The sequence below is a fragment of the Novosphingobium sp. HNCC26BN242 genome (genome assembly GCF_057180525.1).
The window spans coordinates 546,729-563,036 of the sequence record NZ_JBXUGM010000001.1 but is presented as its reverse complement, the minus strand read 5'-3'; the positions used below and the strand labels follow the sequence as shown (position 1 = coordinate 563,036).

Genomic DNA, 16,308 nt, shown 5'->3' with positions numbered 1-16,308 from the left:
TGCCCGAAGGGCAGGCGGGGACCTCGGGCCGACTACCCCAATGTTCCGTAAAACGCCTGAGACCCCCGCTTTCGCCGGGGAGCAGGGTTTGAGGTTGGGGCGACCGGGTGCGCATCAGTAGCGCGCGCGCAGGCCGATGTAGGCTGAGCGGCCCCAGGTACCGTAGGTGGCGACGGTCTGGTAGGCCTGATCGAACAGGTTTTCGACGCGGCCGTAGATTTCCACGCGGTCGGTCACGGGGAAGCTGGCGCGCACAGTGGTAAGCGCGTAGCCATTGAGGCGAGTGCTGTTTGACGCATTGTCAAAGCTGTCTCCCACAAGCCGCAAATCCGCGCCTAGAATAAGGCCTGCAAGCGGCGTGGTCCAGTCGCTCGACAGGGTCAATGCGTGTGAAGGCCTACGCGCCAAGTCCTTGCCGAAGTTGGCCGTGCCTGCGGTGCGGTTTTCGGTTTCGAGGTAGGTATAGGCGGCTTGCAGGTGCAGTGTGTCGGTCGGCCGCGCACCAAGTTCAGCCTCGATGCCCTGCGCGCGGGCGAGGCCGACATTGTCATAGAGGCCGGAGGGGCGATCAGCGCAGCGGTTCAGGCTGGCGCAGGAGACGAAGGCGATCAGATTGCGGCTATCGCGGCGGAATACCGTGACTGCGGCGTGGAGATTGCCATAAGGTGCGCCCCATTCCAGCCCTGCGTCATAGCTTTTGCTGCGTTCAGGATTGAGCGCGGTATTGCCATAGATCGACAGCAGATTGAACAGCGTGGGCGCGCGGAAGCCTTCGCCATAGCTGGCGCGCAGGCGCAGATCGCTGAACAGTTCGAAGCTGCCGTTGGCACCGAAGGTCCATGCGGTGCCGAAGCGGCTGTGATCGTCCACGCGGACACCGGCGGCAAGGTTGGCGCGGCCATTGCTCCAGCCCAGCAGCGCGTGGCCGGAGGTAAGATTGGCCTTCGCCTCTGCATCGAATGTGCTGGAAAAGCGCGTCCATTCGCTGTCCGCGCCGAAATCGAGCGTAAAATTGGCGGGCAGGTTCAACCGCCCCGTCAGGTCGGCGCGTTCGGAGCGGGCCTTGTAACCATAATCGGGCGTGGCGGCGGCATCATCGGCGAAATAATCGCGCTTGGTATCGGCCAACGCGAAACCGGTGTTGATGGTCAGCGCACTGGAGACATAGCGCAGGCCGACACGGCCCGAGGCCTGGCGGGTTTCCTGCACTTCGGTGGTATCGCCAAAGCCCGCCATGCCGAACCCATCGATATCGGTGCGGCCGTTTGCATAGCGGGAGGTGGCGACAATGGCGAGTTCGTCGGTCAGGTTCAGGCGACCGCGCCCGCCGATGCGCCACTGGCGGAAGCCATCGGGTTCGGTGCCCACGGCGGCGGCGGAAACGCCATCGGTGCGGGTATAGCCGCCGTTGAGCGTGATCGCGGCGCGATTCGATGAAACGCCTGCAGCAGCATCGGCGGTGTAGCTTTCGTTCGCGCCATATTCGGCGCTGGCTTCCACGCCGTTCAGATCGCGCGATTGGACGGCGATTATGCCGCCGATGGCCGCGCTGCCCCAGACGACCGAGTTGGAACCGCGCAGCACATCAATCCGCTCAAGCCCGCCGGGGGTGAGCGTGCCGAAATCGAAGCCGCCCGAGGGGGCTGCAACGTCTTCCATGCGCACGCCATCAACAAGGACGAGGACCTGTTCGGACTCCGATCCGCGCAAGCGCACGCCGGTGACGCTGCCAGGGCCGCCATTGCGCGTGAGCGTGAGGCCGGGGACGCGTTCAAGCACGCGGGTGATGTCGGGGCCTTGGATCGAGGCGATTTCCTCGGCAGTGATGACAGTGACGGGCTGGCCAAGGCGATTGAGCGTGGTTTCGCTGCCGGTGGCGATGACAGTGATGGCATCAGCGCGGATTTGATCGGCGATGACAATGTCGTCAGCGCTTTGCGCGAGAGCAGGACACGCGAAAACGACGGCGGAAACGGAAAGCAGATACTTGTTCACAAGACATAACTCCGGCCACGAACGGTTCATGCCGTTCATGGCGAGAGGTGCGCTGGGCCATGGAATTGGCGCGCCTCGTCGCATGCGCCCGGTACACCCCGCCCGGCCGCGGAACGACAACCAGTGGCAGGTTTCCTGGCTTCCGGGTCATCGCGCGTTGCCCGCCTTCCCAGCGCCGGTTTTCAACCCGGCACCAGTGGCTTAACTGGGCAACGCACTATCCGGTTACAGTTGCGGGGGCAGCGCCGGATTTGAACCGGCTTCCCTCTTAGCCCTTTTCACAGGGCACCGTTGGCGTCGGCGCGGAGATTAGCCGGAAATTCAATGCTCGGCAAGGGGCGACCCGCACTTTGGGACGTGTCAGCCTTGTCTAGCCGCAAATCACATCAAGCACCGAAAGGGGGCAATTAACCGGATCGAAGGGGGATGTACCGCATCGGGACAGCGGGAAATGCTCGGGTGCGCGCGCTTTCGCAAAGGTTTAGCGGGGCGGGGAATTATCAGGATTTTTGGCTCCACCATGCCTTTGGACTTCGCCTATCGACCCATCGAACTGCCTGCCGCCCCGCCGCAGCAGCGCGGTGCCGTTGCGCCGAAGGCTGTTTCCGAAGGCGCGATCCTGCAGGGTCCAGTGTTGGTATCCGAGCCCCGCCCCCGCGATTTCGCTGCGCGGGTACGGCGGCGCGACATGCGCTCGATCCGGCGGGCCTTGCGCGCGCCTTCGATGATGCAGAAGCGGCTGGCCGGGGTGGCGATGTTCGGCCTGCTGGCCACGGTCCTTGGCCCCATCGGCTGGGGCGAACCCGGAGGCGTGCGCGCGGCGACCGCGCGGGTGCAGATGGCAGGGCTCCAACCGTTCGAACGTGGGGGCGACAGCTTTCCGGGATCGGCGTTCTATTGGCTCGACACGCAAGACAGCGGGCTGATTGAGCCGACCGAAGCGCAGGCAAAATGGGACCAGAGCCGAAGCGACGCTGACATCGGTTCTGCCCGGCCCATACTGGCGACCGGCACGACCGAGGACCGCTGGCGCGCGTTGCAGTGCCTGACGACGGCGATCTACTATGAAGCGGCAAGCGAGCCTGACGCGGGTCAGCGCGCGGTGGCGCAAGTGGTGCTGAACCGGGTGGCGCATCCGGCCTGGCCGAATACGGTGTGCGGCGTGGTCTATCAGGGATCGGAACGACCATCGTGCCAGTTCTCGTTTGCGTGTGACGGATCGCTGGTGCGCAAGCCGATGAAGGCGTTCTGGGACCGGGCGCGGCGCGTGGCGGCCGATGCGCTGGCGGGCAATGTCTATGCGCCGGTCGGGCTGGCGACGCATTATCACACTACCGCTGTGCATCCGTACTGGGCACCAAGCCTGAGCTTTATCGGCACAATCGGTGCACACCGGTTCTATAACTGGGCCGGTGCTGCCGGAAATCCATCGGCGTTCAACGCGCGCTATGCCGGGCGCGAGCCGATTGCCGCGCCACATCCGCGCACGTGGACGCCCTCTCCCGCCGATATCGCCGATCCGCTGGCGCTGGAGAAGGCGTTTGAAGCAGGGAAGATTGCGGCGGCGGATGCGGTTGTTGGCTCAGCGCCCGCCTATACTGCGCCACTGCTGCAGCAGGGCGGCGATGCGGTTTTCCGTGCGCAGGGCCTGCCGGGGTTAACTGCGCCGGGTGCAAAAGCGCCGCGCGCTGATCAGGCTCCGGCTTCGGGCAGCGGATCGGTGCTGCCGGGCCATGAAGGCGCAAGTCAGTGGATTGCGCAACCGGGCGCTTGAACCGTCTAACCTCCGCTCATGCTGAGCCTGTCGAAGCATCTGGGGTTGTGCGTACTTCCTTCGCCCTTCGACACGCTCAGGATGAGCTCAGGACGAGCGGTAACGAGATGCTTACTCTCGCCACACTGCAACGCAGGCGCGACCCGTCGCAAAACTGCTTCTTATAAGGTGATTACCGGTTCCTTTACCCTGTCATAGAACACACTCTTAGTCCGCGAGGCATAGAAGGTTGGCTGTGGAGAGCGGTCTGGCGTTTCGCCCGCACCGCAAAGGAGAAGTGAAGGAATATGGTGCGATTTGCCCCGAAGTATGGGATTATTTCCCCATGCATGGCGCGGCCCGTTCGTCGGCGGCACTTGCGTGCGGTAAATGACAATTCCGCAAGCGCACAGATTCAACCGCAAGCCGCGCTCGACAGCGCCTTGCGGCTGTTTGCAGCCCATGGATTTTCCGCCGCCGCCCGCGCCCGCGATGCCGCTATGATTGCCGAGGCGAACGGCGATGCCGATCGCAGCGCGTTCTGGCTGGAGGTGTGCAACACACTCGACCGACGCATGGCGCGCGATTTCAAGGCACGCCGCCACCGCTGAGCCCGCACAGGTTTGCGCAGAAGAAACGCAAAGGAAGCCCCGGTGGAAACACCTGGGCTTTTTTTGCGCCTGTAATCGAAGAGCGCACTCTGGAAATGTGTCGATCAATTGCCTGTCTTGCTATTGCAAACTGTTATCAAAAAAACCCGGAAACTAGCTGTTTTTCGCGGTTGCAATCATCTTCAGGCGGGCTTAGTGGCCGAGTCATTCTGTCAGAACTTTCCTGTCTCGCGGGGCACGGGAGGGACTTGGGCGCAAGCTCTGCTGGCATCTGTATGCTTGTCCCCGCGAACGGGAAAGGACCGTAGAGCATGGCACGCAAGAAGATTGCGCTGATCGGCGCAGGCAATATCGGGGGCACACTCGCCCACCTCGCCGCCCAGAAGGAACTGGGTGACATCGTCCTGTTCGACGTTGTCGAAGGCGTGCCGCAGGGCAAGGCGCTCGACCTGTCGCAGTGCGGCCCGGTCGAAGGCTTTGACGCCAAGATCACCGGTTCGAACGATTATGCCGACATTGCCGGTGCCGATGTTATCATCGTGACCGCAGGCGTTGCCCGCAAGCCGGGCATGAGCCGCGACGACCTGCTGGGTATCAATCTTAAGGTCATGAAGGCCGTGGGCGAAGGCATTGCTGCCAACGCTCCTGACGCATTCGTCATCTGCATCACCAACCCGCTGGACGCGATGGTCTGGGCGCTGCGCGAATTCTCCGGCCTGCCGCATCACAAGGTTGTCGGCATGGCAGGGGTGCTGGATTCGGCGCGCTTCTCCACGTTCCTCGCATGGGAATTCGGCGTTTCGATCCGCGACGTGAACACCTTCGTGCTCGGCGGCCATGGCGATACGATGGTGCCGGTCACCCAGTACTCGACCGTCAACGGCATTCCGGTGCCGGATCTGGTCAAGATGGGGCTTTCGAGCCAGGAAAACATCGACGCGATCGTGCAGCGCACCCGCTCGGGCGGCGGCGAGATCGTTGGCCTGCTCAAGACCGGCTCGGCGTTCTACGCGCCTGCCGCTTCGGGCATCGCAATGGCTGAGGCCTATCTGTTCGACCAGAAGCGCATCCTGCCTTGCGCGGCATATGTCGAAGGCCAGTATGGCGTTGACGGCCTTTACGTCGGCGTGCCGGTGCTGATCGGTGCAGGCGGCGTGGAGAAGGTTATCGAGATCGAACTCGACGATGCTTCGAAGGCTGGCCTTCAGGTCTCGGTCGACGCGGTCAAGGAACTGCTGGAAGCCTGCAAGGGCATCGATAGCAGCCTCGCCTAAGCATTCAAGAGATTGCGCCCCCGCGAAAGCGGGGGCCTCGGTGTTGTTACGGAACACCGCGTAAACCGACTGAGGTCCCCGCCTTCGCGGGGACGCGAAATTCAGGAGTGAATGCATGTCCATTCTCATCGACAAGAATACCAAGGTCATCACGCAGGGCATGACCGGCGCGACCGGCACGTTCCACACCGAACAGGCGCTGGCTTACGGCACGCAGATGGTTGGCGGCGTTACTCCCGGCAAGGGCGGCACGACGCATATCGGCCTGCCCAACTTCAACACCGTGGCCGAAGCCAAGCACGCCACGGGCGCGACCGCATCGTGCATCTATGTGCCGCCGCCGTTTGCTGCGGATTCGATCCTCGAAGCCATCGACGCTGAGATGGAACTGATCGTGTGCATCACCGAGGGTATCCCCGTGATGGACATGGTGAAGGTCAAGCGCGCGCTGGTCGGTTCCAAGAGCCGCCTGATCGGGCCGAACTGCCCCGGCGTGCTCACGCCGAACCAGTGCAAGATCGGCATCATGCCCGGATCGATCTTCAAGGAAGGCTCGGTCGGCGTGGTCTCGCGCTCGGGCACGCTGACTTATGAAGCGGTGTTCCAGACATCAAACATCGGCCTTGGCCAGACCACGGCTGTGGGCATCGGCGGTGACCCGGTCAACGGCACCAACTTCATCGACGTGCTGGAACTGTTCCTGGCAGACGAGGCTACCAAGTCGATCATCATGATCGGCGAAATCGGTGGTGATGCTGAAGAGCAGGCTGCGCAGTTCCTGATCGACGAAGCCAAGCGTGGGCGCAAGAAGCCGATGGCCGGCTTCATCGCGGGCCGCACGGCTCCTCCGGGCCGACGCATGGGCCATGCTGGCGCCATCGTTTCGGGCGGCAAGGGCGATGCCGACAGCAAGATCGCAGCCATGGAAGCGGCCGGGATCAAGGTCTCGTCCTCGCCTTCGCTGCTGGGCGAAACGCTGGCCGAAGTGCTGAAAGAGCGCGTGTAACTCAAAATCTTGTGCGTCCCCGCGAAGGCGGGGACCTCAGGAGGTTTACGGAACATAAGCGTAAAACGCCTGAGGCCCCCGCCTTCGCGGGGGAGCAGCGGTTTTTTGAGGCGCGGTTTTGAAAGCATGAAGCCCGGCTACGTCTACATACTGACGAACAAGCCGGGTGGAGTTTTGTACATCGGTGTTACGAGCGACCTCTCGCAGAGGATCGCCCAGCACCGGAGCCGGGCAGTTCCGGGGTTTACCCGGGAATACAACTGCGAACGGCTGGTCTGGTGCGAGAGGTTCGACTGCATCCACGATGCGCGGACGTTTGAACACCGGATGAAGAAGTGGAACCGGGCGTGGAAGGTCGCCCGCATCGAAGAGCGGAACCCGGATTGGCGGGATCTGTTCGAAGATGGCCTGATGCCTTGAGCGGCTTCTCTTTGAGGTTGCGTAAGGAGCAAGGAAAGCGTGCGTCCCCGCGAAGGCGGGGACCTCGGTGGTGTTACGGAACGCTTGTTCAGCAAGGTTGCGTAACGAGGCCTGAGGCCCCCGCCTTTGCGGGGGAGCGGTTTGAATTGGGTCAGGTGAATTGCGTTTTGTCCGAAGCCCCCATCCTCCCCGGGGGGACAAGGAGTTGGTAATGGGTTCTGAACTGCACGATTTCGATGTCGATCCTTCGCAGGAAGGGCCGCAGCCCGGTCCTTCGTGGGCCAATAAGCGCTGGCCGATCATGGATGCCGCCGCAGGCGATGACCTGACGCAGGCGATGGACCCGATGGCGATGAAAGTTGCCATCAAGGAAGCGGTCAAGAAAGCCGGAGCGCCGCTGGATGAAGCCGCGCTGCAGCAGGCCGCGATGGATTCGATCCGCGCGATGACGCTGATCCGCACCTATCGCGTGCGTGGGCATCTGGTCGCCGATCTTGATCCACTTGGCCTTGCGCGGCAGAAGCTGCCCGCCGACCTTTCGCCCGAATATCACGGGTTCAGCGCGGCCGATGCCAAGCGCAAGATCTATATCGGCGGCGTGCTGGGCCTTGAATGGGCGACGCTGGAAGAGCTGGTGGCGATCCTGCGGGCCAATTACTGCGGGCACATCGGCTTTGAATACATGCACATCGCCGATGTGGAAGAGCGCCGCTTCATTCAGGATCGCATCGAGGGCGGCGACAAGTCGGTAGACTTTACCCCCAACGGCAAGAAGGCCATTCTGGCTGCCGTGGTGCGCGGTGAACAGTACGAAAAGTTCCTCGGCAAAAAGTACGTCGGCACCAAGCGCTTTGGTCTTGATGGCGGGGAATCGATGATTCCGGCGCTGGAAGCGATCATCAAGTATGGCGGCCAGCTGGGCGTGCGCGAGATCGTTTATGGCATGGCCCACCGTGGCCGTCTGAACGTGCTGGCCAACGTGATGGCCAAGCCTTACCGCGTGATCTTCCACGAATTTTCGGGCGGCAGCGCCAACCCGCAGGACGTGGGCGGTTCGGGCGATGTGAAGTATCACCTGGGCACCAGCACCGACCGCGAATTTGACGGGATCAAGGTTCACATGAGCCTGGTGCCCAACCCTTCGCATCTGGAAACGGTGGACCCGATCGTGCTGGGCAAAGTCCGCGCGCAACAGGTGTTCCGCGATGACATTGGCGGCGATGTGGGGCCTGATGCCAAGCACAAGCAGGTTTTGCCGGTACTGATCCACGGCGATGCGGCCTTTGCCGGCCAGGGCATCGTGTGGGAATGCTTCGGCCTTTCGGGCGTGCGCGGGTATGATACCGGCGGGTGCATCCACTTCATCATCAACAACCAGATCGGTTTCACCACCAGCCCGCAGTTCTCGCGCGGTTCTCCGTATCCGTCAGACGTGGCCAAAGGCGTGCAGGCACCGATCCTGCACGTGAACGGCGATGATCCCGAAGCGGTGACGTTCGTGTGCAAGCTGGCGATCGATTACCGCCAGAAGTTTGGCCGCGATATCGTGGTCGACATGTGGTGCTATCGCCGGTTCGGCCATAACGAGGGCGATGAGCCTTCGTTCACGCAGCCGCTGATGTATGCCAAGATCCGCCAGCATCCGGGCGTGAGTGACATCTATGCCAAGCGGCTGGTGGCCGAAGGCGTGATCGACGGCAACCACAAGGGCGAAGTGGAAAGCCATTTCACTGCCGCGCTGGAAAAGGAATTCGAAGCCGCCAAGGGCTACAAGGCCAACGAGGCCGACTGGTTCGGCGGGCGCTGGTCGGGCTTCAACAAGCCGGCCGATCCGGTATCGGCACGGCGCAACGTGGGCACGGGCATCGATCAGAAGCTGTTCGACAGCCTTGGCCGCACGCTGACCACGGTGCCCGACGATCTGACGGTCCACAAGACGCTGGGCCGCGTGATCGATGCCAAACGCGAGATGTTTGCCACAGGGCAAGGCTTCGACTGGGCCACCGGTGAAGCGCTGGCCTTCGGCAGCCTCGTGACCGAAGGCTACGGCGTGCGCCTGTCCGGGCAGGATTGCGGACGCGGCACATTCAGCCAGCGCCACGCGGTGTGGGTGGATCAGACCGACGAGCGCAAGTATGTGCCGTTGAAGTCCTTGCCGCACGGCACGTTCGAAGTGCTGGATTCGACGCTTTCGGAATATGGCGTACTCGGTTTCGAGTATGGCTATGCCAGTGCAGACCCCAAGAGCCTGGTGCTGTGGGAAGCGCAGTTCGGCGATTTCGCCAATGGCGCGCAGATCGTGATCGACCAGTATATTGCCGCATCCGAAGCCAAGTGGCTGCGCGCCAACGGCCTCGTCATGCTGTTGCCGCACGGGTATGAAGGTCAGGGGCCGGAGCATTCGTCTGCACGCATGGAGCGCTATCTGCAGCTTTGTGCAGAAGACAACCTGCAGGTGTGCAACATCACCACACCGGCCAACTACTTCCACGTGCTGCGCCGGCAGATGCACCGCCCGTTCCGCAAGCCTCTCATCATCATGACGCCCAAGAGCCTGCTGCGCCATCCACTGGCAAAGTCGGTCGCGTCCGATTTCATCGGCGAAGGGCACTTCATGCGCATCCTTTCGGACATGAAGCCTGCGGCGGACCTCGATACGAAGCGCGTGGTGCTGTGTTCGGGCAAGGTTGCCTATGACCTGATGGAAGCGCGCGATGCGGCGGGTATCACCGACACCCAGATCATCCGTCTGGAACAGCTCTACCCCTTCCCCGGCGATCCGCTGGCACTGCGCCTTTCGCGCATGACCAATCTGGAAGAGGTAGTGTGGTGCCAGGAAGAACCGCGGAACAATGGTTCGTGGTTCTTCGTTGAACCGATGATCGAGGAATCGTTGAAAGCGGCCAAGAGCAAAGTTGCGCGCGCACGCTATGCCGGACGCACCGCCGCCGCCTCGCCCGCCACGGGCCTCGCCAGCCGCCACACCAGCGAGCAAGGCGCGCTGGTGGCTGATGCGCTTGGCTTGTCGGTGCGCGGCGAAATCCGTCGCCAAAAGAAGAACTGACGCAGAAGAACTGAATTTCCTTCTCCCCAAGGAACGAAGATATGTCGATTGAAGTCAAAGTCCCGACGCTTGGCGAAAGCGTGAGCGAAGCAACCATCGGCCAGTGGCTGAAGAAGCCCGGTGAGGCCGTGGCGCTGGATGAGCCGATTGTCAGCCTTGAAACCGACAAGGTTGCGGTGGAAGTGCCCGCGCCTGCGGCGGGCGTGATGGGCGCGCTGGCAGCGAACGAGGGTGACACAGTCACGGTCGGCGCGCTGCTGGCGCTGATCGAAGACAGCGTCGCGGCTGCAGGAGCGCAGGCCCCGGCCCCGCGCACCGAAGCGCCGGTTCCGCCTGCATCGGCTTCGGAAGCGCCGGCTGCGGCTCCGGCTGCTGCTGCGCCCGTTGCGGCCCCGGCGGGCGATGCTGCGGCGCTTTCGCCTGCGGTGCGCCGTGCGGTGCTGGAATACGGGATCGATCCTGCCAGCGTGAAGGGCACCGGCAAGGACGGCCGCCTGACCAAGGAAGACGTGATGGCCGCCGCTGCCGCCAAGCAGGCTGCGCCTGCCGCTGCGGTTTCGGCTCCGGTCGCGGCACCTGCCGCATCGGCTCCGGCTGCAGGTCGCAACGAAGAGCGCGTAAAGATGACGCGCCTGCGCCAGACCATCGCCAAGCGCCTGAAAAGCGCGCAGGACACCGCAGCGCTGCTCACCACGTTCAACGATGTGGACATGAGCGCGGTGATGGAAGCCCGCGCCAAGTACAAGGACGTGTTCGAGAAGAAGCACGGCGTGAAGCTTGGCCTGATGTCGTTCTTTGCCAAGGCTTCGGTGCTGGCGCTGAAGGACATTCCTTCGGTCAACGGCCAGATCCAGGGCGATGAGATCGTCTACTTCGACTATGTGGACATCTCGGTCGCGGTTTCGGCCCCCAACGGGTTGGTCGTGCCGGTGGTGCGCAATGTCGACAAGATGAGCTTTGCCGATATCGAAAAGGCCATCGCGAACTACGGCAAGGCCGCGCGGGATGGCACGTTGACCATGGCCGATATGGCGGGCGGCACCTTCACCATCTCGAACGGCGGTGTGTTCGGTGGCCTGATGTCCACCCCGATCATCAACCCGCCGCAGTCCGCCGTGCTGGGCCTGCACCGCATCGAGGACCGCCCTGTCGTCCGCAATGGCGAGATCGTAATCCGCCCGATGATGTATATCGCGCTGTCCTACGACCATCGCATCATTGACGGCAAGGAAGCGGTGACGGCACTGAAGACGATCAAGGAAGCGATTGAGGATCCAACGCGGTTGCTCATCGATTTGTGATTTGTAACAAGACCTTCGTCATTCCCGCGAAGGCGGGAATCCAGACGAGGTCTGACTGGATTCCCGCCTTCGCGGGAATGACGAAGTGATTTGATTGCCGAATTGGTTTGATAGCTAAGTGCCGCTCATGCTGAGCTTGTCGAAGCATGGTCGCGCAACGGAGGCCGAAAATGGCTGAATACGATTACGACGTTCTTGTCATCGGTGCCGGTCCCGGCGGGTATGTGGCCGCCATTCGCGCGGCGCAACTGGGGCTAAAGACCGCTTGTGCCGATGGACGCGAGACGCTGGGCGGGACCTGCCTGAACGTCGGGTGCATTCCGTCAAAAGCGTTGCTGCACGGCTCGGAAAAGTTCGCCGAAGCGGTGGATGGGACGTTTGATACTTATGGCATCAAGACCGGGCCGGTGACGCTGGACCTGACCGCGATGCAGGGCCAGAAGCTGGATTCGGTCAAGCAATTGACCGGCGGCATCGAGTTCCTGTTCAAAAAGAACAAGGTGACATGGCTCAAGGGTTACGCCACGTTCGAAGATGCGCACAGCGTGACTGTGGCTGGCCAGAAGGTCAGCGCCAAGAACATCGTGATCGCCACAGGGTCGAACGTCACCCCCCTGCCCGGCGTGACCGTGGACAACGATGCTGGCATTATCGTGGATAGCACCGGCGCGCTGGCGCTGGATCGCGTGCCCAACCACATGGTGGTGATCGGCGGCGGCGTGATCGGGCTTGAACTGGGCTCGGTCTGGCGCCGTCTGGGTGCGAAAGTCACGGTCGTCGAATTCCTCGACCAGTTGCTGCCCGGCATGGACAGCGACGTGCGCAAGGAAGCGGCCAAGATCTTCAAGAAGCAGGGCATGGACATCAAGCTGGGCACCAAGGTGACCGGCGTTTCGGTGAGCGGCAAGACCGCGACCCTGACCGTCGAACCATCCAAGGGTGGCGAGGCTTCAACCATCGAGGCCGATTGCGTGCTGGTTGCGATTGGACGCCGCCCGAATGTCGATGGCCTTGGCCTCGACAAGATCGGGCTTGAGGTCAATACGCGCGGCCAGATCGAAACCGACCACGATTTTGCCACCAAGGTTCCCGGCGTGTGGGCCGTGGGCGATGTGATCCCCGGCCCGATGCTGGCGCACAAGGCCGAAGACGAAGGCATTGCCGTGGCCGAGAACATTGCGGGCCTGACAGGCATTGTGAATCATGACCTGATCCCGGGCGTGGTCTATACCTTCCCCGAATTTGCAGGCGTTGGCCTGACCGAGGAAGCCGCGCGTGAAAAGGCCAAGGAATCCGGCGGTGACATCAAGGTCGGCAAGTTCCCGATGCTCGCCAACAGCCGTGCCAAGACCAATCATGAGCCGGACGGCTTCGTAAAGGTTATCGCCGACGCCAAGACCGACCGAGTGCTGGGCGTGTGGTGCATCGCTTCAGTTGCCGGAACGATGATCGCGCAGGCCACGCAGGCGATGGAATTCGGCGCGACGAGCGAAGACATCGCCTATACTTGCCATGCGCACCCGACCCATGCCGAGGCGCTGAAAGAAGCAGCGATGGCGGTGACGGGCAAGCCGATTCATATGTGATCTCAGGCTGCCAAGTTGCATGAACAGGGCCGTCCTTCAGGGCGGCCCTTTTCTTTTGCACAGGAAAGGCTTGGCCAATGCGGCGTGACATCCTTGGCTCACGCTGCTAGCGGCCAAGAGGAATAGAGAAAGCACACGAATATCATGGCAGGATACAAGGAACCCGGACTCGACGCACGGCGCGATGCTTCGGCAAATGCACGCGCAAAGGCGATTGAAGCGCTGAAGGCCAAGGCGAAGGCTCCGGTCGATCCGGCGGTACAAGCAGAGCGCATTGCCAAGGCGCAAGCCAAGGAAGCGGCTGAAGCCGAAAAGCGCGCCGCCATCAAGCAGCGCCGCGAAGAAGAGCTGGCCGAAAAGGCCCGGATCGCTGCCGAAAAGGCTGCGCAAGAAGCCGAAGCCGCCCGCATTGCTGCGGAAAAGGCCACCCCGCTTTCCGAAGCCGAACGCAAGGCCGAGCGCGATGCGCGCTATGCCGCGCGCAAGGCGCGGAAGAAGTAGGTTTTGGACAATCTGAAGCTGGCCCCAGCACTCGAAACTGTCCCTTCCCAAGATGCCGCTCCTCCCGCGATGTGGGAGCTTGAAGATGGCGACGAACTGATCGACACAGCCTGCGTGCCCGATGGCGCACGGCTGCGGCTGGTGCGCAATGGCGATGATTTCGTCATCCTGCTCGACCGTAACGAGCTGATGAGCACCGATGTGTGCGCATCCGAAGTGGCGCTGGCGGAAATGACCTGCGCGCGGCTGGGCAAGCTGGCTTCACCGCAGTTGTTGATCGGCGGCTATGGCCTGGGCTTCACGCTACGCGCGGCGCTGGCCGTGCTGGACAGCAGCGCCAGCGTCACCGTGGCCGAGATCGTGCCCGAGATCGTATCGTGGGCCCGCGGAGCAATGCGGCGGCTGACCAACGGCTGTCTTGACGATCCGCGCGTGCAACTGGTCCACGATGACGTGGCGATGCTGATCGACGCGGCACGCGGGGCCTATGATGCCATCCTGCTCGATGTCGACAACGGCCCCGAAGGCCTGACCCGGTGCATCAACGACTGGCTCTATTGCGAACAGGGCCTCGAAGCCGCCGCCCGCGCGCTGCGCCCCGGTGGCATTCTGGCGGTGTGGTCGGCGTTCAAGGACGACAAGTTCGTGGAGCTGCTGCAAAGCACGGGCTTCACCGTAGAAGTCGTCAGCGTCGATGCGGGCGAACAGCCGAAGCCGGGCAAGACACCGCTGGAACACGTGATCTTCTTTGCGACGAAAGGCTGAGTAAGCACACCTTTCATTTGTGCGCTGCGCCGCGCGGCGGTAACCGCAGGCTTTGAATCGCAGGAGTGCCACAATGGCCATTAAGCTTACCCTGACTGAAGATGAAATCGAGATCCTGATCGATGCGATGGATGCCGACATGGAAGGCTATGTCGAAGCCGCGAAGGAAGCGCGCGGGAACAACAACCGCGAGGACGTGAAGACCTTCACCGAAGCGGCAGAGCGCATTCTGGCGCTGAAGAAGAAGCTGGAAGCGCTGATCGGCGAGTAATCGCGTGCGGATCACCCGCCGCCTGATGATGGCTGTTCTGGCTGCGGGCGGGTTGCTGCCGGGGCGCATCGTGGCACAGCGGCGGAATCTGACACTGGACGAATTGCTTGCCCTGCCGATGTCTGCGGCAACGCTGGCGAGCATCCGCCGCGCAGTGGGCACGCCCGGCATGGCGGCGATGTGGCAGGCGGGCGCTGCGCCACCGGTGTTCCTTGCCGATGGGTTGCGCGCAGTAGGCCATGCCGAGCCTGTGACCACGCGCGACCGGTGGCATCTGGGATCGATCACCAAGTCATTCACCGCCACGCTATTTGCGCGCGCGGTGGAGGCGGGTGTGATTGCGTGGGATACGCCGCTTGAGGCCGCCCTGCCCGATGTGCCGCGCCGCCATCGCGCGCTGACGGCGGTGGAACTGCTCAGCCACCATGCGGGGCTTCCCAAGGACATTCCGCTCGGCCCGCTCTTCGCCATGCCGCAATACGGTTCCGGCGCGAGCGAGGCGGACTTGCGCGAAAGCCGCCGCCGCTTTGGCGAACTGGCGTTGAAGATGAAGCCGGTGGCGACGCCGCGCACGGCTTATATCTATTCCAATGCAGGCTATGTGCTGGTGGCGCGGATGCTGGAAGAGGCGACTGGCATGCCGTGGGAGGCGCTGCTGCGGCGCGAGGTGCTGGAGCCTTTGGGGCTCGGCAGCGCGGGCTTCGGGCCGCCGGGTTCATCGAATAGCCATGATCAACCGTGGGGCCATGACGAAGGCCAGCCAATGTTTGCCGACAATCCAGCGTCCATGGCCCCTGCGGGCGGATTGCACATGACTTTGGCCGATCTGGCCGCATGGCTGCGCACGCATCGGGATCAACCAGCATTGCTCAAGCCCGAAAGCTGGCGCGCGTTACACACGCCGCGCTTTGGCAGCCAGATGGCGCTTGGCTGGTTTGTGGAGCCGGACGGCAGCCTGTGGCACAACGGATCGAACACGCGGTGGTATGCCGAGGCGTATATCGAACCGCGCTCCGGCCTGATCATGGCCCAGTGCGGCAATGACATGGCCTTGTTCCGCCGCCAGCGCGCGCTGTTGCCTGCGCTGCGACAGGCGGCCATGATACCGCGATGACGCCGGTTCTGCCCCTGCCCACCACCGATATCGCGCCGCTGATTGGCTTGCTTGATCTGGCGGGCATTGCCGTGTTTGCGCTGACCGGAGCGCTGCTGGCGGCGCAATTGCGGCAGACGTTTGTGACGATGGCGTTCTTTGCGCTGATTACGGGCGTGGGTGGCGGTTCGGTGCGTGACCTGTTGATCGGTGCGCCGGTGTTCTGGGTGCGCGATCCGTGGGTTGCACCGGTCTGCTTGGGTGTGGCCCTGATCGCCTGGTTCACACCGCACCGCTGGTGGGAGCGGCCTATCCTGGAATGGGCGGATGCAGCAGGGCTTGGCGCTTATGCGGTATTGGGCACGGCCAAGGCGCTGGCCTATGGCGTGCCGCCGGTGCCGGCAGTGCTGATGGGCGCAATCACGGGATGCGCGGGCGGGATTATCCGCGATGTGCTGGCAGGCAGGCCATCGATCCTGATGCGGCCTGAGCTTTACGTGACGGCGGCGGCATTGGCTTCAGGCTTGTGCGCGGGTGGTGCAGCGCTGGGGCTGGCGAATGCCGTGGTCTGGCCGGTTGCGGCGCTGGCGGGCTTTGGCTTGCGCGGGGCGGCAGTTTATTGGCGACTGGGGTTGCCGGTTTACAGTTCCGAAAACGCCGGCTGATAG

At 62.9% G+C, this 16,308-nt stretch carries 14 protein-coding genes and 1 riboswitch; of the genes, 13 read left to right on the top strand and 1 reads right to left on the bottom strand.

The genetic code is table 11. The features are described 5' to 3' along the window. Positions 1–114: 114 nt before the first annotated feature. Positions 115–1,995 carry a TonB-dependent receptor plug domain-containing protein gene (locus AC2A1F_RS02755; protein WP_484207237.1) on the bottom strand — a complete coding sequence of 627 codons (1,881 nt, stop codon included), beginning with the start codon at positions 1,993–1,995 and terminating at the stop codon, positions 115–117. Positions 1,996–2,103: 108 nt separating this feature from the next. Continuing rightward, positions 2,104–2,302, bottom strand: a riboswitch (cobalamin riboswitch). A gap of 213 nt (positions 2,303–2,515) precedes the next feature. On the opposite strand from AC2A1F_RS02755, the gene AC2A1F_RS02750 reads away from it, so the two are divergent. The 13 genes from AC2A1F_RS02750 to AC2A1F_RS02690 all read left to right on the top strand — a co-directional run bounded on the left by AC2A1F_RS02750 (position 2,516) and on the right by AC2A1F_RS02690 (position 16,305). After that, positions 2,516–3,769, top strand: coding sequence for a cell wall hydrolase (locus tag AC2A1F_RS02750; protein WP_484207236.1), 1,254 nt, complete (start codon positions 2,516–2,518; stop codon positions 3,767–3,769). 329 nt (positions 3,770–4,098) lie between these two features. Next, a complete protein-coding gene (locus tag AC2A1F_RS02745) occupies positions 4,099–4,359 on the top strand; it encodes a hypothetical protein (RefSeq protein WP_484207235.1) in 261 nt (86 codons plus the stop codon). Between the two features lie 311 nt (positions 4,360–4,670). After that, positions 4,671–5,633, top strand: a complete 963-nt coding sequence (mdh, locus tag AC2A1F_RS02740) for a malate dehydrogenase (RefSeq protein WP_484207234.1) — start codon at positions 4,671–4,673, stop codon at positions 5,631–5,633. 115 nt (positions 5,634–5,748) lie between these two features. After that, entirely contained in the window at positions 5,749–6,639 is an 891-nt protein-coding gene (sucD, locus tag AC2A1F_RS02735) for a succinate--CoA ligase subunit alpha (protein WP_484207233.1), read from the top strand. 126 nt (positions 6,640–6,765) lie between these two features. Continuing rightward, complete coding sequence (locus AC2A1F_RS02730; protein WP_484207232.1) at positions 6,766–7,059, top strand: GIY-YIG nuclease family protein; 294 nt, start codon at positions 6,766–6,768, stop codon at positions 7,057–7,059. Between the two features lie 211 nt (positions 7,060–7,270). Next, positions 7,271–10,123: a 2-oxoglutarate dehydrogenase E1 component gene (locus AC2A1F_RS02725; RefSeq protein WP_484207231.1), complete on the top strand. Its 2,853-nt coding sequence runs from the start codon at positions 7,271–7,273 to the stop codon at positions 10,121–10,123. A gap of 41 nt (positions 10,124–10,164) precedes the next feature. After that, positions 10,165–11,424, top strand: a complete 1,260-nt coding sequence (odhB, locus tag AC2A1F_RS02720; protein ID WP_484207230.1) for a 2-oxoglutarate dehydrogenase complex dihydrolipoyllysine-residue succinyltransferase — start codon at positions 10,165–10,167, stop codon at positions 11,422–11,424. A 170-nt stretch (positions 11,425–11,594) separates the two neighbouring features. Further along, positions 11,595–13,010, top strand: coding sequence for a dihydrolipoyl dehydrogenase (gene lpdA, locus AC2A1F_RS02715; RefSeq protein WP_484207229.1), 1,416 nt, complete (start codon positions 11,595–11,597; stop codon positions 13,008–13,010). Positions 13,011–13,154: 144 nt separating this feature from the next. Beyond that, positions 13,155–13,511: a DUF6481 family protein gene (locus AC2A1F_RS02710; protein WP_484207228.1), complete on the top strand. Its 357-nt coding sequence runs from the start codon at positions 13,155–13,157 to the stop codon at positions 13,509–13,511. Between the two features lie 69 nt (positions 13,512–13,580). Continuing rightward, a complete protein-coding gene (locus AC2A1F_RS02705; protein WP_484207227.1) occupies positions 13,581–14,276 on the top strand; it encodes a spermidine synthase in 696 nt (231 codons plus the stop codon). Positions 14,277–14,349: 73 nt separating this feature from the next. Continuing rightward, positions 14,350–14,547, top strand: a complete 198-nt coding sequence (locus tag AC2A1F_RS02700; RefSeq protein WP_292622856.1) for a hypothetical protein — start codon at positions 14,350–14,352, stop codon at positions 14,545–14,547. Positions 14,548–14,551: 4 nt separating this feature from the next. After that, the gene (locus tag AC2A1F_RS02695; protein ID WP_484207226.1) at positions 14,552–15,661 is read left to right on the top strand and encodes a serine hydrolase domain-containing protein; all 1,110 of its coding nucleotides are present in this window, start codon (positions 14,552–14,554) and stop codon (positions 15,659–15,661) included. Then, positions 15,658–16,305, top strand: coding sequence for a trimeric intracellular cation channel family protein (locus AC2A1F_RS02690; protein WP_484207225.1), 648 nt, complete (start codon positions 15,658–15,660; stop codon positions 16,303–16,305). Before AC2A1F_RS02695 ends, AC2A1F_RS02690 begins: the two co-directional genes overlap by 4 nt. The last annotated feature ends 3 nt before the right edge of the window (positions 16,306–16,308 follow it).